Annotated in this window: 26 protein-coding genes; all 26 read left to right on the top strand. The window is 39.7% G+C overall.

Annotated features, from left to right (window positions below; all coding sequences use genetic code 11):
• Window positions 1-7: 7 nt before the first annotated feature.
• The 26 genes from flgD to pyrH all read left to right on the top strand — a co-directional run bounded on the left by flgD (window position 8) and on the right by pyrH (window position 20,715).
• Window positions 8-457, top strand: coding sequence for a flagellar hook assembly protein FlgD (flgD, locus tag WKU33_RS05775; protein WP_156855452.1), 450 nt, complete (start codon window positions 8-10; stop codon window positions 455-457).
• Window positions 458-484: 27 nt separating this feature from the next.
• Window positions 485-856, top strand: a complete 372-nt coding sequence (locus WKU33_RS05770) for a TIGR02530 family flagellar biosynthesis protein (protein ID WP_156855451.1) — start codon at window positions 485-487, stop codon at window positions 854-856.
• Between the two features lie 85 nt (window positions 857-941).
• Window positions 942-1,736 carry a flagellar basal body rod protein FlgG gene (gene flgG, locus WKU33_RS05765; protein WP_156855450.1) on the top strand — a complete coding sequence of 265 codons (795 nt, stop codon included), beginning with the start codon at window positions 942-944 and terminating at the stop codon, window positions 1,734-1,736.
• A gap of 51 nt (window positions 1,737-1,787) precedes the next feature.
• A complete protein-coding gene (locus tag WKU33_RS05760) occupies window positions 1,788-2,006 on the top strand; it encodes a flagellar FlbD family protein (protein WP_156855449.1) in 219 nt (72 codons plus the stop codon).
• On the top strand, window positions 1,999-2,415 hold the full coding sequence (locus tag WKU33_RS05755) for a flagellar basal body-associated FliL family protein (protein ID WP_156855448.1): 417 nt from the start codon (window positions 1,999-2,001) through the stop codon (window positions 2,413-2,415). The genes WKU33_RS05760 and WKU33_RS05755 overlap by 8 nt, the downstream gene beginning before the upstream one ends.
• A gap of 29 nt (window positions 2,416-2,444) precedes the next feature.
• Window positions 2,445-3,440, top strand: coding sequence for a flagellar motor switch protein FliM (gene fliM, locus WKU33_RS05750; protein ID WP_156855447.1), 996 nt, complete (start codon window positions 2,445-2,447; stop codon window positions 3,438-3,440).
• Window positions 3,433-4,611 carry a flagellar motor switch phosphatase FliY gene (gene fliY, locus WKU33_RS05745; protein WP_156855446.1) on the top strand — a complete coding sequence of 393 codons (1,179 nt, stop codon included), beginning with the start codon at window positions 3,433-3,435 and terminating at the stop codon, window positions 4,609-4,611. The genes fliM and fliY overlap by 8 nt, the downstream gene beginning before the upstream one ends.
• Window positions 4,612-4,634: 23 nt before the next feature.
• Window positions 4,635-4,997, top strand: a complete 363-nt coding sequence (locus tag WKU33_RS05740) for a response regulator (RefSeq protein WP_156855445.1) — start codon at window positions 4,635-4,637, stop codon at window positions 4,995-4,997.
• A 6-nt stretch (window positions 4,998-5,003) separates the two neighbouring features.
• The gene (locus WKU33_RS05735; protein ID WP_340453637.1) at window positions 5,004-5,651 is read left to right on the top strand and encodes a flagellar biosynthetic protein FliO; all 648 of its coding nucleotides are present in this window, start codon (window positions 5,004-5,006) and stop codon (window positions 5,649-5,651) included.
• Window positions 5,644-6,309: a flagellar type III secretion system pore protein FliP gene (gene fliP / locus WKU33_RS05730; RefSeq protein WP_340453635.1), complete on the top strand. Its 666-nt coding sequence runs from the start codon at window positions 5,644-5,646 to the stop codon at window positions 6,307-6,309. Before WKU33_RS05735 ends, fliP begins: the two co-directional genes overlap by 8 nt.
• Window positions 6,310-6,338: 29 nt before the next feature.
• Window positions 6,339-6,608, top strand: coding sequence for a flagellar biosynthesis protein FliQ (fliQ, locus tag WKU33_RS05725; protein WP_156855442.1), 270 nt, complete (start codon window positions 6,339-6,341; stop codon window positions 6,606-6,608).
• Window positions 6,609-6,611: 3 nt separating this feature from the next.
• A complete protein-coding gene (gene fliR / locus WKU33_RS05720; RefSeq protein WP_340453633.1) occupies window positions 6,612-7,391 on the top strand; it encodes a flagellar biosynthetic protein FliR in 780 nt (259 codons plus the stop codon).
• Window position 7,392: 1 nt separating this feature from the next.
• Entirely contained in the window at window positions 7,393-8,481 is a 1,089-nt protein-coding gene (gene flhB / locus WKU33_RS05715) for a flagellar biosynthesis protein FlhB (protein ID WP_340453631.1), read from the top strand.
• 13 nt (window positions 8,482-8,494) lie between these two features.
• Window positions 8,495-10,528 (top strand): flagellar biosynthesis protein FlhA, encoded by a 2,034-nt coding sequence (flhA, locus tag WKU33_RS05710; protein WP_340453629.1) that lies wholly within the window; start codon window positions 8,495-8,497, stop codon window positions 10,526-10,528.
• Window positions 10,525-11,649 carry a flagellar biosynthesis protein FlhF gene (flhF, locus tag WKU33_RS05705; RefSeq protein ID WP_340453627.1) on the top strand — a complete coding sequence of 375 codons (1,125 nt, stop codon included), beginning with the start codon at window positions 10,525-10,527 and terminating at the stop codon, window positions 11,647-11,649. Before flhA ends, flhF begins: the two co-directional genes overlap by 4 nt.
• A 25-nt stretch (window positions 11,650-11,674) precedes the next feature.
• Window positions 11,675-12,505: a MinD/ParA family protein gene (locus WKU33_RS05700; protein ID WP_340453625.1), complete on the top strand. Its 831-nt coding sequence runs from the start codon at window positions 11,675-11,677 to the stop codon at window positions 12,503-12,505.
• Complete coding sequence (locus WKU33_RS05695; protein WP_340453623.1) at window positions 12,505-13,560, top strand: protein-glutamate methylesterase/protein-glutamine glutaminase; 1,056 nt, start codon at window positions 12,505-12,507, stop codon at window positions 13,558-13,560. The genes WKU33_RS05700 and WKU33_RS05695 overlap by 1 nt, the downstream gene beginning before the upstream one ends.
• 45 nt (window positions 13,561-13,605) lie before the next feature.
• Entirely contained in the window at window positions 13,606-14,094 is a 489-nt protein-coding gene (locus WKU33_RS05690; protein ID WP_340453621.1) for a chemotaxis protein CheW, read from the top strand.
• The gene (locus WKU33_RS05685; protein ID WP_340453620.1) at window positions 14,084-14,719 is read left to right on the top strand and encodes a chemotaxis protein CheC; all 636 of its coding nucleotides are present in this window, start codon (window positions 14,084-14,086) and stop codon (window positions 14,717-14,719) included. The genes WKU33_RS05690 and WKU33_RS05685 overlap by 11 nt, the downstream gene beginning before the upstream one ends.
• A complete protein-coding gene (locus WKU33_RS05680; RefSeq protein ID WP_336251645.1) occupies window positions 14,712-15,209 on the top strand; it encodes a chemotaxis protein CheD in 498 nt (165 codons plus the stop codon). The genes WKU33_RS05685 and WKU33_RS05680 overlap by 8 nt, the downstream gene beginning before the upstream one ends.
• 45 nt (window positions 15,210-15,254) lie before the next feature.
• Complete coding sequence (locus tag WKU33_RS05675; protein ID WP_340453618.1) at window positions 15,255-16,025, top strand: FliA/WhiG family RNA polymerase sigma factor; 771 nt, start codon at window positions 15,255-15,257, stop codon at window positions 16,023-16,025.
• 26 nt (window positions 16,026-16,051) lie between these two features.
• Window positions 16,052-17,425, top strand: coding sequence for a DUF342 domain-containing protein (locus WKU33_RS05670; RefSeq protein WP_340453616.1), 1,374 nt, complete (start codon window positions 16,052-16,054; stop codon window positions 17,423-17,425).
• 58 nt (window positions 17,426-17,483) lie between these two features.
• On the top strand, window positions 17,484-17,942 hold the full coding sequence (locus WKU33_RS05665; RefSeq protein WP_340453615.1) for a DUF6115 domain-containing protein: 459 nt from the start codon (window positions 17,484-17,486) through the stop codon (window positions 17,940-17,942).
• A 177-nt stretch (window positions 17,943-18,119) separates the two neighbouring features.
• On the top strand, window positions 18,120-18,905 hold the full coding sequence (gene rpsB / locus WKU33_RS05660; protein ID WP_340453614.1) for a 30S ribosomal protein S2: 786 nt from the start codon (window positions 18,120-18,122) through the stop codon (window positions 18,903-18,905).
• A gap of 96 nt (window positions 18,906-19,001) precedes the next feature.
• A complete protein-coding gene (tsf, locus tag WKU33_RS05655) occupies window positions 19,002-19,880 on the top strand; it encodes a translation elongation factor Ts (RefSeq protein ID WP_156855428.1) in 879 nt (292 codons plus the stop codon).
• A 112-nt stretch (window positions 19,881-19,992) separates the two neighbouring features.
• Window positions 19,993-20,715: a UMP kinase gene (gene pyrH / locus WKU33_RS05650; RefSeq protein ID WP_156855427.1), complete on the top strand. Its 723-nt coding sequence runs from the start codon at window positions 19,993-19,995 to the stop codon at window positions 20,713-20,715.
• Window positions 20,716-20,718: the final 3 nt, after the last annotated feature.

Here is a 20,718-nt window from a genome sequence, read left to right as displayed (position 1 = left end):
TGAAGATATGTATAAAGTTGATCCATCCTTCTACTTATCCAATCAACCGAATACAAGGGAGCCTAAGCCGGATCTTGATAAAGAGGGTTTTATGAAGATTCTAATCACACAGCTTCAGCAACAGGATCCAACTGATCCGATGGATAGTAAGGAAATGGTGGCGCAAATGACACAGCTTTCTTCTTTAGAACAGATGATGAATATGTCGCGTTCCATTGAAATGCTCGTCCAAAGCCAACTCGTTTCACCTGTGATTGAATACAGTCATATGATTGGGAAGTTTGTCTCTTACGAATTGGATAATGAAGACTCGGAAGAAGAAACTGAAAATAAAATGAAAACGGGTCGAGTTGTTGGAGTCAGTCAAAAAGATGGCTGGGCAATACTTGAACTTGAAAATGGCGATAAAGTATATGCGGACGCTGTTAGAGAAGTAAGAAGTGAAGGTGAAGATTAAATAGGGATAAAGAGGATGTGAATGGTTATGGATCACCGTATACAACAAATACCGAAGCAAGCATTACATTTTCCTAAATCCATTCCGGCAAAGCAGCAGACTTCGAATGTTTCTTTTAACGATATTTTAACAGAACAGCAGAAATTGAAAGTTAGTAAACATGCTTCTGATCGAATAAAGGAAAGGAACATCGATATCCCAGAGGAACTTTGGCAAACCATAGGGGAAAAAGTGCAAGAAGCAAGACAAAAAGGTATTACTGATTCATTAGTAGTGTTGAATGAAGCAACTCTATTAGTCAGTGCAAAGAATAATACTGTTGTAACTGCGCTTGATCGGCAGGAAGCAGGTAACCGGATCTTCACAAATATTAATGGAACGATTTTAATTGATGAATAGGCTGGACCTTACAGGAAGCCCTATAAGCTATCGACTGATTGACATAGCTTAATAAAAATAATGCATATTAAAGGAGAAATTAATTATGTTACGTTCTATGTATTCAGGTATTTCAGGTATGAAAAACTTTCAAACGAAACTAGATGTTATTGGGAATAATATCGCCAACGTCAGTACTTCAGGATTTAAAAAAGGGCGGGTTACATTTCAAGAAATGATGAGTCAAACGACAGCATCCGGACAAGCGGCAACAGCAACACGGGGTGGAAAGAACGCTTCTCAAGTCGGCCTCGGTTCCCAACAAGGAACAATTGATAATATCCATACCCAAGGATTCCGTCAAACGACGAATAACCCGCTTGACCTTTCTATTCAAGGGGATGGGTATTTTGCAGTTGAAGCTAATGGAGAAACCTTTTACACAAGAGCAGGGAACTTCTATCTGGATAACCAAGGATATGTTGTGAACGCTGATGGAATGTATTTGCAGACTGTGGATGGCGAACGAATTGAAATACCAGATGATGTTCAAAGCTTCAATATATTAACAGATGGTACTGTTGAATATATTGATGCTGGAGGTGAACGGCAAAATGCTGGTCAAATTGCAATTGCTAATTTTTCGAATCCATCTGGATTAGTTAAAGATGGAAATAATTTATACAGAGAATCAGGAAGTTCTGGACCAGCAGCTCTCGTGGCGCCAGAATCAGATCAAAGTAAATCATCAATCATCAGCAACTCCCTTGAAATGTCTAACGTTGACTTAGCGGAGGAGTTTACGGAAATGATTACCGCCCAACGTGGTTTCCAGGCGAATACGAGAATTATTACGACCTCTGATGAGATTCTCCAAGAAATGGTAAATCTAAAACGATAATAAGGAGGAGGGGGATGACAAACTAATTGGTTCGTCATTCCCGCCAAATTTATGATTGAATTAAAGAAGTTAAATGGCGAGTCGTTTGCCTTAAATGTAATTCTAATTGAGCAAGTTCAAGCACTTCCAGATACGACAATCACACTAATCAACGGCAAAAAGGTAATTGTCCAAAACACAGTAGGTGAAGTACTCCACTTAATTAAAATGTTTTATAAGGAAATCGGCTTGCAGGAAGTTTACAAACAAGTAGGTGACCAAAATGAGTAGATTAGTAAAAGTTATGATCACATCTCTCGCAGTCTTATTAGTCGGAGCAATTTCCGCTTTGATTGTTGTATTGAATGTACAAGGGGCAGATGAAGAAAAAGAGCTGACGATTGATGAAGTTGTAAAATATTCTTATGAGACACCAGAAATCGTCACGGATCTGCAGGACGGGACGTTTGTCAGAATTCAATTTCAAATTGTAACAGACGGTAAAGCTGCTCATGAAGAAATAAGTTTACGAGATTTCCAACTAGTGAATATACTGATTAAGGAACTCGCTGTCATGGACGTGGAAACATTCAAAACAGGACTAGGTGATCTCGAGGCAACAATTAAAGATAGTTTGAATGAAGTAATGACAGAAGGATCGATCACCGATGTATACACAATTGATAAAATACTGCAGTAAGAACTCCTCAGAAGGAGGTGTGGAACAAGATGGAAGAAATACTGTCTCAAAATGAGATTGATGTGTTGCTTTCGGCAATCACATCCGGAGAAATGGATGCAGAAGAATTAAAGAAGGAAGAAGAAGAGAAGAAGATTCGTGTCTATGATTTCAAACGGGCATTACGGTTTTCAAAAGACCAGATTCGCAGTATTTCCAGGATCCATGAAAACTATGCCCGCATGCTGACAACTTTTCTATCTTCGCATTTACGAACCTATGTACATATAGCAGTAACCTCGGTCGATCAGGTGCCATATGAGGAATTTGTCCGGTCCATATCCTCGCTGACCGTATTAAATCTATACAGCATGTCGCCATTAAAGGGAAATTTGCTTATTGAAGTCAATCCGAATGTCGCCTATGCGCTACTTGATCGAACCTTAGGTGGGAAAGGAACTACTGTTTCAAAAACGGATAGTTTAACAGAAATTGAAGTTATTTTACTGAAGCAAATATTTGAAAAGGCAACTTATAATCTGAAAGAAGCATGGTCAACTTTGATTGAAGTTGAACCGGTTCTTGAAGAGTTTGAAGAAAATCCACAATTCATCCAAATGGTCGCACCGAATGATACAGTTGTCGTTGTATCCATGTCGGCGGCAATTGGGGAAACGACAGGCATGATTAATCTATGTATCCCACATACTTTGCTGGAACCGATTATTCCCAAGTTATCGGCTCATTATTGGATGGATAATACCGCAGCAGAGCCGGATGAGAATGCCTACCGGAAATTAAGCAATAATTTACAAACTGCTGAAGTGGATGTTCGTGCGATTCTCGGGGAGACAACCATTTCGATCAATGAATTTTTAAAGTTGCAATCAAATGATATTATCGCGCTTAACCAGCAGATTGAAAATCCATTGTTGCTTACAGTGAACGAGGAACCAAAATTTTATGTTCAAGCGGGTAAGCAGAAGAGAAAGATAGCTGTTCAAGTACTAGAGGAAATTAAAAAGGGGGTTAACGCCCATGAATGATGGTATGTTATCTCAAGATGAAATTGATGCACTTCTCAATATAGGTACAGAGAAGGATGATAAACAAGAACCCGGCAACGATACTTACTTATCCGATATAGAGATTGATACAATCGGAGAAATTGGAAATATCTCCTTTGGAAGTTCTGCCACAACCTTATCGACATTACTCAACCAGAAGGTAGAAATAACTACTCCATCTGTAAGTATTATTGAAAATGAGGAATTGGCAAAAGAATTTACTTTCCAGCCGGTTAGTATCCAAGTTGATTATACGAAAGGCTTCACAGGAAGGAACATCCTTGTCATAAAAGCAACGGATGCAGCGATCATTGCTGATATTATGCTAGGTGGAGATGGGAAAGAGCCGGATGAAACACTTCCGGAAATATATATAAGTGCTGTCCAGGAAGCAATGAATCAAATGATGGGAACAGCGGCCACTAGCATGTCTACCGTTTTCAATAAAAAAGTGGATATATCTCCACCACAGATTATTGAAGGTTCAATCGAATCGGAAGCGAAAGAGATTTTCCAAGAAGATGTTTATGTCAAAATATTTTTCCGTCTCATTGTTGGTGACTTAATCGATTCAAACATGATGCAGCTCATTCCATTAGGTTTTGCTAAGGAATTAGTGGCTGACTTGCTGTCGGGTACTGCGGAAGAGCAATCCGCTGCCAAACAAGAATCGGCTGCAACGAGCACTGTGGAATTACCCACAAGAGATGCGTTTAAGTCTGAGGATGGACATCAAGCACAGGAACCTATCCGGAAACCGGAAGTGCAAAAGAAACAAAATCAACCAACCGAATCCCAATATCTTGGCAATGCATTCGATCAAGAGCGTGCAGCAATCGAACAAGCAACGTTCTCTGAATTCGAACCTGCACCACTTTCACAAAATGAGCAGAATAACTTAGATATGTTACTCGATATCCCTCTTAAAGTGACAGTGGAGTTAGGAAAGACGAAGAAAACGATAAGGGATATTCTCGATTTATCGCAAGGTTCTATTGTAGAATTGGATAAACTTGCGGGAGAACCAGTTGATATTTTAGTTAATGGAAAGTTGATTGCAGAAGGCGAAGTTATTGTTATTGAAGAGAACTTCGGTGTACGGGTAACCGACATAATCAGTCAATCCGACCGAATAATGAAACTTAAATAAATTTATTGTAGGAGGATTAGAAAATGGCTAATAAAATTTTAATTGTTGACGATGCAGCATTTATGCGTATGATGATAAAGGATATTTTAGCGAAGAATGGTTACGAAATTGTTGGGGAAGCCCAGGACGGGAAAGAAGCAGTAGAAAAGTATAAGGAGTTACAACCCGATCTTGTAACGATGGATATTACAATGCCTGAAATGGATGGAATTACAGCGCTAAAGGAAATTAAAGGTATTAATCCAGATGCTACGATCATTATGTGTTCAGCTATGGGGCAACAGGCGATGGTTATTGATGCAATTCAAGCGGGGGCTAAAGATTTTATCGTAAAACCATTCCAGGCTGACCGCGTATTAGAAGCTATCCAAAAAGCTTTGAGCTAAGCGTCTATGTCTATGAGACCTATCGTTACGTTTTCTATTATCTTTTCAGTTGTCTTATGCGGCTTGTTTGGGGATATCAGTTATATACATGCTGAGCCGGAATATGTTGATGAATGCCTGGAAAATCCGGAACGCTGTGAAGAACAAGTGACAGAAGACGAAAGTAATGAAAATACCGAATTACTGCAACAAGAAGAACCTGGTTCCTTATTCTTTCAAATTGTTCGCTTAGTGTTTGCGTTATTGCTTGTCGTAGGATTAATCTATGTTTTTCTCTATTTTTTAAAGAGAAGAAATAAAATCGTCAATCGCATTAAGAGTTTGGAAAATGTTGGAGGTATTCCAGTTGGTCAGAATAAAACGGTCCAACTAATCCGTTTAGGCAACAAACTTTATCTGATTGGGGTTGCTGAAAATATTACCTTACTGGAAGAGCTTGATGATCCGACTTTAATGGAAGAGATTATGAGAGCGAAAAAAGAACAAGAGAGCGAACTGGATGCTAGTAATATACTTTCTTCAATTCTAAAGAAGAATCAGAAAGAAAAGGTGGAAGAGGATCAATTTAACCGCCTGTTCAATCAAGAACTGAATCGTCTGCAAAAAACGCGAAAATCTATTATCGAAAGAAATAAGGAAGATAGAAATGAATGAATTTATTGAGATATTTTCCAGTTCAGATCCCACAAATATATCGACTTCTGTTCGCTTGATTTTATTGCTGACGGTTTTTTCACTGGCTCCAGGGATTTTAATTCTTATGACTTCTTTTACACGTATTGTTATTGTGCTTTCATTCGTTCGCACATCCCTCGCGACACAGCAAATGCCGCCCAACCAGGTGTTGATTGCTTTAGCACTATTTCTATCGTTCTTTGTCATGGCGCCTACCTTTCAAGAGGTTTATACAGAAGCGCTTGACCCATTGTTCGCGGAGGAAATGACATTGGATGAAGCTTATGAGAATGCCAGTGTACCCATGAAAGAATTTATGTCAAAGCACACCCGGCAAAAAGATCTTGCGTTATTTTTAAATTATTCAGAGGCTGAACCGCCGGAAACTATACAAGATATTCCCTTAACGACATTGATTCCGGCCTTTGCAATTAGTGAACTGAAGACTGCTTTTCAGATGGGATTCATGATTTTCATTCCATTTCTCGTTATAGATATGGCAGTTGCTAGTATTCTAATGTCCATGGGAATGATGATGCTTCCGCCGGTAATGATTTCACTACCTTTTAAAATTCTTTTATTTGTGCTTGTTGACGGTTGGTATTTAGTCACCCATTCGTTACTTACAGGGTTTTAGCGTGAATTTACTGGAGGAAGGTGTTCTATATGACGAGCGAATTTGTTTTAGCACTTGCTGAGCGTGGTATCTATACAATTTTACTTGTAGCAGGTCCACTGCTCATTCTCGCCCTTGCGGTGGGATTATTAGTCAGTATTTTCCAGGCAACAACACAAATTCAGGAACAGACATTAGCCTTTATTCCGAAGATCGTTGCAGTTTTAATCGGGCTTATTTTTTTCGGCCCATGGATGTTGACAACGATGGTGGAATTTGGTGCCGATATATTTCAAAATTTAAATGTACTTGTAGGGTAAGCAATGCTTGAATTAATCGATTTAAACCGACTGCCAATATTATTACTTGTTTTTGTTCGTTTGTTGTCATTTTTTATCGTTATTCCATTATTTTCTTATCGGACGATTCCAATGCCGTTCCGCATTGGATTCAGTTTCTTTTTAGCGCTCATACTTTTCCAGACAATTGATACATCGATCTTAACGCTGGATCATACATATATTTTTCTTGTAGTGAAAGAGGCGCTTGTTGGCCTGCTGATTGGATTGATAGCTTTTATCATTGTCTCGGCATTGCAAGTTGCCGGGGGATTTGTTGATTTCCAGATGGGTTTTGCAATCGCCAATGTCGTTGATCCGCAAACAGGTGCACAAAGTCCGCTAACGGGACAATATTTTTATATGATTGCACTCTTATTCTTACTTGCCGTGGATGGACACCATTTGATTATTGATGGAATTTTTACAAGTTACGAATTCGTGTCAATCGATGCTTATCTTCCGCTTCATGAGGAATCGATTGCGGAATTTATTATTCAGACATTCAATTATATGTTTATTATTGCTTTTCAAATGGCTATTCCCATCGTCGGCACGCTATTTCTTGTGGATATTGCGCTTGGTATTATTGCACGTACCGTACCGCAATTGAACGTATTTGTTGTCGGATTGCCGCTGAAAATATTTGTCAGCTTTATGGCGATTTTAATTTTCTTAGCCCTTTTTATGACTGCGGTAGAGAATTTATTCGGTACGATGCTTCAAACGATGCGGCAATTATTGAGGATTTTCGGAGGTGCGTAGCATGCGGTTGACAATGGATTTACAGTTTTTTGCTGGAGAAAAAACTGAAAAAGCGACCCCCAAAAAACGTCAAGATGAACGGAGAAAGGGACGGGTTGCGAAAAGCCAAGATATTAATACGGCTATATTACTCGCACTATGCTTCCTGGCTTTGTTCATTTTTGGCGGTTTTATTCTTGAAACGATGCTGACGTTCTTCATTCAAGCATTTACAAACTTCATTCATTGGGATGTGACGATTGAATCAGTTGCTACGGTCTTGAATGGGGCAACACTTGAAGCCGCGAAAATGCTTGCACCGATCATGCTGATTGCCATAATTGCTGGGTTTGCTTCCAACCTTCTCCAAACGAGAGGTGTATTGTTTTCAATGGAGCCATTAAAATTCGATTTGAAGCGAATCGATCCGATTCAAGGTGCGAAACGGATTTTTTCAATTCGTGCTCTAGTTGAACTTTTAAAATCACTTTTAAAAATTACTTTTATCGGTGCCATCACCTTCAGCGTGATTTGGATGTATAAAGATGAGGTACTCATGCTAATGTTTACAAATGCAGAGAGTGCGCTTGCATTGTTTGGAAGAGTCGCGATCATAATGGGCTTCTCTGCTACTGTCGCACTTCTTTTCTTAGCGGTACTCGATTATTTTTATCAGAGATTTGACTTTGAAAAAAATATGCGGATGTCGAAACAAGATATTAAAGATGAGTATAAGAATATGGAAGGTGATCCGCTGATCAAATCGAAAATTAAAGAGAAACAACGCATAATGGCGACGAGACGTATGATGTCGGAAGTTCCAGAAGCAGATGTTGTTATTACGAACCCGACCCATTTTGCGATTGCTCTGAAATATGATGAAGATAAAGCAAGTGCACCTTACGTGCTTGCTAAAGGTGTGGATCACACTGCGCGGAAGATCAGAGAAATTGCCGAACAACATGATATAGCAACTGTAGAAGATAAACCTCTTGCACGATCACTCTATAGCATCGTTGAAGTTGGGGAAACAATCCCGGAAGAGTTCTATCAGGCTGTTGCGGAAATATTGGCATATGTGTATCAAATGGATAATAAAGCAAGATCTTGAGGAGAGACACTGAATGAAGGTAAGAGATTTATCTGTACTAATTGGAGTTATTTTAATTATTATGATGCTCGTCATCCCGCTTCCGGGTGGCGTTTTAAGTGTACTTATACTTGTGAATATTACGATTTCCTTGATTGTTATCCTTGTGGCGATGAACACAACGGAAGTCCTTCAGTTCTCTGTTTTTCCGACGCTTCTCCTATTAGTCACTCTGTTTCGGTTAGGTTTAAACGTGTCGACAACAAGAGCAATCCTTTCAGAAGGTGATGCGGGAGGGGTTGTAGAAACATTCGGCTCTTTTGTAATTGGTGGTAATCCGCTTGTCGGGTTTGTCGTCTTTATTATTCTTGTTATTATTAACTTTTTAGTTATTACAAAAGGTTCAGAACGGGTATCTGAAGTAGCAGCTAGATTTTCTTTGGACTCGATGCCTGGTAAGCAAATGAGTGTTGATGCAGACCTGAATGCCGGACTAATTACGGAGCAAGAATCAAAAGAACGCCGGAAAAAGATAGAAAGGGAAGCAGATTTTCACGGATCAATGGACGGTGCCAGTAAATTCGTAAAAGGTGATGCAATTGCTGGAATTATCATTGTTATTATTAATATCGTTGTTGGAATTATTATTGGGATGCTCCAGATGGGATTATCCTTAAATGAATCAGTTGAATTGTTTACTAGCCTCACAGTGGGTGACGGCTTGGTCACTCAGATCCCAGCCCTCCTTATGTCAACGGCAACTGGAATTGTTGTTACCCGGGCAAGTGACGGGGAAAATTTAAGTACGGATGTGGTGAATCAAATCACTCAATATCCCAAACTTTTATACGTAGCCGCTGGAACAGTTTTCCTGCTCGGTTTAACGCCAATCAACTTCTTTCTAACGACAGCACTTGCAAGTCTATTATTTTTCACCGCTTACATAATTGATAGAAAACCGGCTATACCGGATGAACCGGATGAGGAAGAAGTGGATGAGGCGGAAAGTGCCAAGCTGCATACACCGGAAAATGTTGTGAATTTAATTAACCTTGATCCGATTGAATTCGAATTCGGTTATGCACTGATCCCACTTGCCGATGCGAATCAAGGTGGAGACTTGCTAGAAAGAGTGATTATGATTCGTAGACAGTTGGCAATTGAACTTGGGATGGTTATCCCTGTTGTGCGAATTAGAGATAATATTCAACTGAATCCAAATGAATATCGATTGAAGATCAAAGGAAATGAAGTGGCAAAAGGCGAGCTGATGCTGGACCATTATTTAGCGATGGCACCTGATATGGATGACGATGGAATTGAAGGAATTGATACGTTGGAACCGGCCTTTGGTCTCCCTGCGAAATGGATTACGGAGGAACATAAGGATGAAGCTGAGCTTTCCGGTTATACCGTTGTAGACCCGCCATCTGTCGTCTCAACCCATATTACAGAAGTGATCAAACAGCATGCCCATATCTTGCTAGGTAGAGAGGAAACGAAACAGCTTATCGATCACCTGAAAGAGACGAATCCGATTTTAGTTGATGAGGTTACTCCTGAGCCGCTTGCAATCGGTGATGTGCAAAAGGTATTGGCAAAACTGCTTCGGGAAAATGTCTCCATCCGTAATCTGCCGGTCATATTTGAAACATTGGCCGACTTTTCCAAGATGACGAATGATACGGAATTACTTGCGGAATATGTTAGACAATCCTTGTCGGCGCAACTGACGGAACAGTACGCAAAGCCCGACCGTACTCTTACCGTCATTACGGTATCCGGTAAAGTGGAGAAGTTGCTCGCAGAAAGTATTCAGCATACAGAGCATGGGAATTATTTATCTCTTGAACCTGATAAACAACAAGAAATAATTACAGCGATTCATCAGGAAGTGGAGAAGCTGACACTTCAGGAAGATACAGCAATTGTTTTGTGCTCGCCTGCAATCCGGATGTATTTAAAACAATTGCTTGACCGGTTCTTGCCGCAAGTTGTTGTATTGTCTTATAACGAATTGGAACCGGATGTCCAGGTGCAAAGTGTAGGGGTGGTGAATATTGCGTGAAGATAAAAAAATATATAGCGGACACTATGCCTGAAGCGATGAATGAAATAAGAAAAGACTTCGGCCGAGAAGCGGTTATTCTTCAATCAAAAGAAATTAAACAAAAAGGCTTCCTTGGTCTGTTTCAAAAGAAGAGGATTGAGGTCATCGCCGCGCATGATCCAGATCCCATCAAGCGTGGCTCAAAGCCGCTGGAAGCTAAAGAGATTAAAATGGAACAAACGAGTAAAACTCAATCTGATCTGCAAACAATAGAACCAGTACTTAAAGAAATTAGGAATCTAAAGAATTTAATCGAACTGGAAGCGGCAAAAGATGAGACGAAGCTTCCAGCATTATATCAACTTGCGCTTCAGCAACTTCTCGATCAGGAAGTGGAAAAAACACTCGCTGAAGCAATTATTGAAAAGACAATTAGCTTCTTAGCAGATGAGGGAAGTGAAGTGACGGAAACGAATATTGCGAACGCACTGAAACAAGTCATTCGTAATGAATTGAATGGACTGTCCTTTCAAGGTATCACAGGTGAACAGCAAATTGTTCAATTTGTCGGGCCGACTGGGGTTGGTAAAACAACAACGATTGCTAAGATTGCAGCCAAGCTTATACTACAAGAAAAAAAGAAGGTTGCTTTCATAACAACCGATACGTATCGTATTGCCGCGGTGGAACAATTAAAAACGTATGCCCGTATTTTAAATGTTCCATTGGAAGTTGCTTACCAAGTTGATGATTATAGGCAAGCGATTGAAACGTTTACGGATTATGATGTGATTCTTGTCGATACAGCTGGAAGGAATTTTCGTGAAAAAGCTTATATCAATCAACTTAAAGAGATGTTGGAAGATGTACCATCTATTGCAACCTATCTCGTATTGGCGCTCACCACTAAACCAAAAGACGTACAGGACTTATTTGAACAGTTTCAGGACATACCCCTTACAGAAATGATCTTTACGAAAATGGATGAAACGACACAGTATGGCAGTATCCTTTCGATCGCCTTAAATAACCGCATCGGCATTGCCTACTTAACCAATGGACAAGACGTTCCCGATGATTTAGTGAAACCAACTCCAACTTTAATCAGCGATCTGATTGTGGAGCAAGAAGATGACTGACCAGGCGAAGAACCTAAGGATAAAAATGGAGCAATCTCACTCGAGACATGAAGCGAAGACAGTTGCTTTCATTAGTGGTAAAGGGGGAGTCGGGAAGTCTAACATTGGTTTAAATTTCTCCCTAGAGCTGGTCCGGCGAAATAAAAAAGTAGTTCTAATTGATCTTGATGTCGGTATGGGGAATATAAATATTTTACTCGGCCTTCAGCCTAAATATACAATTGTTGACATGTTCACGGAAAGGTTTTCAATCACTGAAATAATCGAGCAAGGTCCGCAAGGTTTATCTTATATTGCAGGTGGCACAGGACTGAGTGAGTTTTTAGAGATGAAACAGACGGAAAAGAACTATTTCTATAAGCAGTTTGAACAGTTAACAGAGATGTATGATTATATAATTTTCGATATGGGTGCGGGTATCACGGAAACGAGTCTATTTTTCATTCTAGCTGCCGACGAATGTATTGTAGTTACGACAGGGGAGCCAACTGCAATAACGGATGCCTATAGTATGATTAAACAGATTACGATTAATGGAGGAAGCATGCCACTACACTTAATTTTAAATCGAGCCAGGTCGCATGGAGAGATGAATTCTTTAAAGCAGCTGCAACAAGTTATTAAACAGTTCCTTCAAATTGATGTGCATCCGTTAGGTATCATTCCTGAAGATAAGCATGTAGTGCAGGCAGTTATGCAGCAAGTGCCTTTTTCAATATTAAATGAGAAAGCACCGGCTGCCCGATCAATTAAACAAATTACGGAAAGCTATCTGAATAAGGAGAAGGCCGTTCCAGCAACGGATGGACGGGCTTTCCTTCAAAAATTAAAAAATCTGCTAAGAGGTAAATTTTAATGGAAAGAGTTCGTGTACTTGTTGTTGACGATTCAGCTTTTATGCGAAAGATGATTACAGACATATTAAACAGCGATGATCGTATTAAAGTAATCGACACAGCAAGAAACGGTAAAGATGGAATTGAAAAAATAAGAAGACTTAAGCCGGATGTCGTCACGATGGATATTACGATGCCAGTTCTTGATGGAATTTCAGCACTAAAGGAAATAATGACGACTATGCCAGTACCAGTCATTATGTTATCGAGCAAATCAGATTATGGCACAGAGCATACGATAAATGCGATAGATAATGGTGCTGTTGATTTTATTATGAAGCCTTCAGGGGAAATTTCCTTGAATATCGAAACGATTCAAGAAGAAATTATTTCTAAAGTAATTGCAGCAAAAGACGTAGGGATTCCACCGGCGCGGTCGATTAAAGATAATCCCAGTCCGACATTATTAAGTTCTTATTTACCACCGACAAGAAAAGCACGAGATTATTCATTGATTGCTATTGGAACATCTACAGGTGGTCCAAGAGCTCTACAACGAATCATTTCGGATTTACCTGGAGACTTTCAAACACCGATACTTATCGTACAACACATGCCTCCACATTTTACAAAGTCGCTGGCAGAACGATTAAATAAGCTAACAAGTCTTCAGGTGAAAGAGGCGGCAGATGGTGATGTCATAAAGCCGCGATTCGTATATATCGCACCAGGCGATTTCCATATGGTAGTAGAGGAAATTGGGGCGGAATATAGGCTAAAGTTAACAAAGGACCCGCCAGTGAATAACCATCGTCCCTCCGTAGATGCCCTGTTCTATTCTCTAGCCAATCATAAGAACTTGAATAAAACAGCAGTTGTCTTAACGGGGATGGGAAGTGATGGTGCAAGCGGCATCCAACAGATTAAACAAGTGGACAAGCAAGCATTTGTTATATCTGAATCAGAGGAAAGTTCCGTTATTTATGGTATGCCGAAAGCTGCTTATGAAACAGGATTAGTTGATCAAGTGTTACCTTTGCATCAAGTAGGACATTTTCTCGGCAAAATAACATAGATTCTAAAATATTTGTGATAGAACTAGAGCAGGAGATGAAAAAACATGGAACATTCTACAGGGAATTATCTAAAAGTCATTGTTTTTCAGTTACAAGATGAAGAATATGCTTTACCGGTTGAATATGTCAGTGCAATTGAAAGAATCCAGCCAATCACACGTGTTCCCCGTGCAGAAGAATTTGTCAAAGGTGTTATTAATTTACGGGGTGTTATTATTCCAATTATTGATTTACGGTTACGCTTCGGAATGGTTGAAACGGAACTGACAGAAGAGAATCGCATCATTATTGTGAAAAAGAATGGATTTGAAGTCGGTTTAATTGTTGATACAGCAAGTGATGTAATTGATCTTGCATTAGATGAAATGGAACCAAATCCAGAGGTTGTCGGTTCGGAAGCAGCTGATTATATTGACGGAGTGAGCAAAATTGAGGATCGATTGCTTATTCTGCTTGACCTGAAGAAGATTCTCATTTCTGACCAGTATACGCAAGCGGTGAAAGAAGAAGGACAGAAACCTTATGAAATATAGGGATCTATCTACTTTCCAACTCGATGTACTACGGGAAGTAGGAAATATTGGAGCGGGAAATGCTGTCACCGCACTATCCCAATTATTAAACCGCAAGATTGAAATGACCATCCCATCGGTTAATGTTGTTTCTTTTGATGAAATGATGGAATTGATCGGCGGTCCTGAGAAAAAAGTTGTCGCTATTCTATTTCGTATCTATGGTGATGCACCAAGTAATGTGTTTTTTGTTTTATCCGTCGAAGAAGCCGAGTTGCTCATCCGTACGATGACAAATAATCCGACTTATAAACTTAAAGAGGATCTAGGTAAGGAATCGATAGAATTTTCAGCTCTTGAAGAAGTAGGGAATATTGTTACTGGTTCTTATATTTCGGCCTTATCCGATTTTACGCATTTATACCTGCAACCTTCTGTTCCCCATCTAGGGATTGATATGGCTGCAGCAGTTTTGACATATGGCTTAATCGACATTTCCCAAGCTTCGGACTATGCAATCGTCATTGATTCTAAAGTAAATAGTCAAGGGACAAGCAACATGTTAAAGGGGAACTTTTTCTTGCTGCCGAATCCTGACTCGTTGCAAATAATATTTAAAGCGTTAGGACTAGAAGAAAATGAATAAAATTGGAACAGTCATCAGAGTAGGCATTGCCGATTTGAATACGGTACGGGCGCCTGATACGATACGAACATTGGGGCTTGGTTCTTGTGTAGGAATTGTCATTTATGATGAGAAGAAACAAGTTGCTGGACTAGCTCATATTTTATTGCCAGATTCGACCGCGACGAGACAGAAACCGATTAACGCATATAAATATGCGGATACTGCTATCCCCTATTTAGTAGAAAGGTTGCTGCAAATGGGAGCCAAGCACTCGGCGCTTCAAGCTAAAATAGCTGGTGGCGCGGAAATGTTCAAATTCGGTACGGGTTCTGATTTATTACGGATAGGTCGCCGAAATGTTGAAGCAACGCTCGGCGAATTAGAAAAGTTAAAGATTCCAGTCATTGCTAAAGATGTCGGTGGGAATATCGGAAGAACGATTGAGTTTAATCCTTCAACTAGTGAATTAAACATTAGAAAAGTGAATCGTGAGGAAATCGTTATTTAGGGATGGATCTCGGGCAGGAATTTTAGGAGGAAGGAGTGGAGTACCATGAATTCGGGAATGTCATCAGAAGAACAACAACTTTGGAAGCAGTGGAATGCAAATCAGCATCACGAGGTATTAAATGAAATCATTGCATATTATATGTATCTGGTGGACTATCATTCAGAACGGATTGCCAGTCACTTGCCGAACAATGTGAGTAAAGATGATATTAGAAGTTTTGGTCTCCTCGGCCTGTACGATGCAGTTACGAAATTCGAATCTAACCGAAAACTTAAATTTGATACCTATGCCTCCTTTCGGATAAAAGGAGCAATCATGGATGGACTTCGTAAGGAAGATTGGCTGCCCCGCTCACTAAGAGAGAAGACGAAAAAGATAGAACGCACAGCCGAACAGTTGGAACAGCAATTACAACGTAAACCTACTTCCAGAGAAATTGGAAAGCAGTTGGATATGTCCTCTGATGAAGTGGAATCCGTTATAAAAGATTCTTTGTTTGCGAATGTGCTTTCGATTGAAGAAAAGCCGACAACGACCCAGGAATTTAATGAAGGAATCGGCTATATGATTCCTGATGAAAATACCGCAACACCGGAAGAAGAGATTTACCAGGAAGAATTAAAACTGGAATTAATCGAAGGAATTAAGAGTTTGAATGAAAGGGAACAGCTAGTCATCGATCTCTTTTATCATCAAGAGCTTACCTTTACAGAAATTGGGCAAACATTGAACTTGACGACTTCAAGAATTTCACAGATTCATAAAAAAGCAATATTCAAATTGAAAAATATATTAACGAAGATCATCGAATGACTTGGTATTATATGGGGGTAATCAATTTGGACAGAATAAAAAAATATTTTCGTGTACGGTTTAAAGATAACGATATGTTAGCAGAAGTTCATTGTACCGATGCGTTTTATGAATTAAAGGAAAAATTGCAAGTCGATATGTCTTCATGGAGGGAATTTCTGACTGCAAACAAAGTTGTGTACGGCATCCAGTTTCAAGCACTTGCCCAGTTAGCAGGAGACCCTACCTTTATTGATTACCCAATTGTTATTGCAAGAGGCTTAAAACCAGAGAAGGGGAAAGATGGCAAATTCACCTTTCTAGTCGATCTCAACAAGGAAATGAAAAAGGATAAAGACTGGAACTTCCGGGAAATAATGACGATTCCTTCTGTAAATAGGGGTGAAAAACTTGCCAAGCTCGTCCATCCCGGGGTAGGGACGGATGGTAAAAATGTAATGGGACACGTAGTTAAGGCTCCTCAAGGTAAAGCCAAATCCATTCGGCCTGGAAAGAACGTTCTATTCAATAAGGCTGACAACTGTTATTATGCTACAGAGGATGGGCAGTTAAGCTATACGGGAAGGAAAATTGAAGTTTTCCCTGAGTATTATGTGAATGACACATTGTCAATGAAAACTGGAAACCTTGATTTTGTTGGGACGATTATTATCCACGGAGACGTGCCGACAGGTTTTACAGTAAAGGCTGACGGTGATGTTAAGATTTTCGGGATGGTAGAAGCTGCAACTATCATTGCTGGAGGTTCAATTTACATATCAGAAGGAATTGCAGGACAGGACAAGGGACGTTTGGAAGCACAGGAGAATATCCAGCTAGGTTATATTAACCAGGCAAAGATTTTCGCAGGTAACGATTTATATGTGGAAAATTCCATCCTTCATAGTGAATGTGTTGTCCGCGGACATGTATTTTCTCAAAAAGGGAATATTATTGGCGGCTCGTTATCTGCCGGAAAAACAATTGAAGCGAAAGATATTGGAACGAAGCTTCATACGAAAACAGAAATTATTTTAGGAGTAAATAAACTAGTAGCAGATAAAGAGCAAGCATTAAAGCAAAAGAAAATAGAGCTAGAAAAAATGCATGGAAAGTTGAAAATGCTTGGGGATAAGCTTGCCACTCAGAGTGATAGCGACCCCAACGTCCGCATTTCAAAATTGCGTCAGAAACATTCCATGGAAAAGGTCACAAGCGAGCTTAATGAAATTACTGACGAGCTTGCAGAGCTGAATGCAGCGATAGGGGATATCAGGGATACGCAACTCATTGTAAGAAACTTTATTTATCAGAATGTTTCGGTTACGTTTGGAAAATATAAACGAGTGATGACTACAAATTATCATTACGTACAGTTCAATCTTTTCAATAATGAAATTGCAGTGCAGCAGTTGTTTTAATGGAAGGATAATTTTTAATCCCAATATGGCAATTATAAGTGGGTAGAGGAGAACGGTCATGGTTTCATTTTTACTGATTATTAGTTTTCTATTACATTTAATCACGCTTGTAGCAATCTTCCAGTTGTTAAAGAAAGGACAGCAATTGGAAAACACGGCAAATTCCGCTGAATTAACAGCAGCACTAGAACGTTCTCTCGAGGAAATTAAAGCGGAAAATGACCGGTTACAAGCTTTAATGACGAATCATAAAGCATCTTCAGTTGAACAAAAGAATCAAAAAGAGGAAAGTCAGCAACCTGCAGAGCAAGTACCTGCTCATCAACCGGAATCGGAAGAAGCAGATGCGGATGTTGATCGTCTGCTCGGTGATGCACCGGGATATGAACTAGAAGCCTCTCTCGAATCCCGGGTTATGCAGCTCCATGCAAAAGGACTTACGATCGAGGAAATTGCGAAGGCGCTTGATTGCGGGAAAACAGAAGCAGAGTTGATCATTCGGTTATATGACGAATAAAAACTTGCTTCCTTTACCTAGTTATGGTATATTAATTTCTGGTGTAAAACACTTGTCGAAACAAGACAAGTCATAACACACGTCTCGGGATTTGCTTATAAGGTGCCAGATTGCCAATGGTTTATAAGCAGAAAGGAACGGGGCGGAGGAAAACTAACCTATAGGAGGAATTTTAAAATGGCAGCAATTTCAATGAAGCAATTACTTGAAGCTGGTGTACATTTCGGTCACCAGACACGCCGTTGGAACCCGAAAATGAAGAAATATATCTTCACGGAACGTAACGGTATCTATATCATCGACCTGCAAAAGACAGTGAAAAAGGTTGAAGAAGCTTATAACTATGTAAGAGAATTGGCGGCAAATGGCGGTACACTTCTTTTCGTAGGTACAAAAAAACAAGCACAGGACTCTGTTCGTGATGAAGCACTTCGCTCCGGCATGTTCTATGTGAACCAGCGCTGGCTAGGTGGAACGCTAACGAACTTCCAAACAATCCGCAAACGTATCGAGCGTTTGAAAGAAATTGAAAGAATGGAAGAGGACGGTACATTTAAAGTACTTCCTAAGAAAGAAGTAGGGGAGCTACTTAAAGAAAAAGATCGTCTTGTGAAATTCTTAGGCGGAATTAAAGACATGAAGAAGCTTCCAGATGCAATGTTCGTTATTGACCCACGTAAAGAACGAATTGCTATTGCTGAAGCTCATAAATTAAACATCCCAATCATCGGTATTGTCGATACAAACTGTGATCCGGATGAAATTGACTATGTAATCCCAGCTAACGATGATGCAATTCGTGCTGTTAAATTATTGACTTCAAAAATGGCTGATGCTATTTTAGAAGGGAAACAAGGTGAAGAAACAGCAGAAGTAGAAGCTCCAGTCGAAGAACCAGCAGCTGAAGATAACAAAGCTGAAACAGAAGCGGAAGCAACTGCAGAAGCCTCAACTCAAGAGTAATTTTCTGGAAAAGTGAGGGTGATAAGAGGATAATTACCTTTTATCACCTTTTTTTAAAGAAAGAAACACGGAATCTTTAAAGGAGGATTTTTACAAATGGCAATTACAGCAAAGATGGTTAAGGAATTACGTGAAAAAACTGGTGCAGGTATGATGGATTGTAAAAAAGCACTTCAAGAAACAGATGGTGACATTGATAAAGCAATCGACTACCTGCGTGAAAAAGGAATGGCGCAAGCTGCCAAGAAGGCAGACCGCATTGCAGCAGAAGGATTAACTCATGTTGAAATCGATGGCAACACTGCAGTTTTACTAGAAGTGAACTGTGAAACAGACTTCGTAACGAAAAACGATTTGTTCAAAGACCTTTTAGTTAAGATTGGTAAGGCATTACTTGCTAACAAACCAGAAACTGTGGAAGGTGCATTAGAAGCAACGGTTGATGGTGAAAAACTAGAAACAATTATTAACAGTGCAATCTCTACAATCGGTGAGAAGATTTCTTTACGTCGTTTCACTATTTTCGAAAAAACAGATAACGATGCATTCGGTTCTTACTTGCATATGGGCGGAACAATTGGTGTTGTGACTGTTCTTGAAGGGACAACGGATGAAGAAGTTGCAAAAGATGTTGCAATGCACGTAGCAGCAATCAACCCTCGCTATGTTAACCGTGAAGATGTAGCAGAGAACGAAGTAAATCACGAGCGTGAAGTTCTAAAACAACAAGCTCTTAATGAAGGTAAACCAGCTAATATTGTTGAAAAAATGGTTGAAGGCCGTCTTGGCAAATTCTTTGAACAAATCGTTCTTGTCGAACAAGCATTTGTTAAAGATCCTGACGTTAAAGTGAAGAAATATGTAGCAGACAAAGGTGCAAGCGTGAAAACTTTCGTGCGCTATGAAGTAGGCGAAGGTATGGAAAAACGTGAAGAAAACTTTGCTGAAGAAGTAATGAGCCAAATTAAAAAGTAAGCCAATGGTAAAATAGGGAACGAGATTGTTCCCTATTTTACCATGGTTGTATACAACGGAATAAATAAAGAACAAACATATCATAATAATATGTATTGCGATGGAGGTTATTATGACAACAGCAAAGTACCAGAGAATTGTGTTAAAATTAAGTGGAGAGGCATTGAGTGGGGATCAGGGAAGCGGTATTGATCCGAAAATCATCCATTCCATTGCACGCCAAGTAAAAGAGGTTGCAGAACTTGGAGTAGAAGTTGCAATCGTTGTTGGTGGAGGAAACATCTGGAGAGGTAAGGTCGGTAGTGAGATGGGGATGGACCGTGCATCGGCTGATTACATGGGTATGCTAGCAACGGTTATGAATTCACTAGCATTGCAAGATGGACTGGAAATGATTGGAATTCCAACAAGAGTTCAGACATCGATTGAAATGCGCCAAGTTGCAGAACCATACATAAGAAGAAAAGCAATTCGCCATTTGGAAAAGAAGCGTGTTGTCATTTTTGCCGCCGGTACAGGAAACCCTTATTTTTCAACAGATACTACTGCTGCGCTAAGAGCGGCAGAAATTGAAGCAGAAGTAATTCTAATGGCTAAAAACAATGTGGATGGTGTTTACTCCGCTGACCCGTTAGTTAATAAAGATGCTGTTAAATATGATAATTTATCTTATTTGGATATGATTAATGAAGGCCTCGGAGTAATGGACTCTACAGCTTCATCACTCTGTATGGATAATAATATTCCTTTAATCGTCTTCTCCATAACAGAAAAAGGTAATATTAAACGCGTCGTTCAAGGCGAGACAATTGGAACAACTATAAGGGGGAAATAAGTG

Origin of the sequence: Oceanobacillus sp. HCA-5259 (assembly GCF_037892815.1) — a bacterium.
GTDB lineage: Bacteria > Bacillota > Bacilli > Bacillales > Amphibacillaceae > Oceanobacillus > Oceanobacillus indicireducens.
This window is presented reverse-complemented; position numbering and strand designations above follow the sequence as displayed.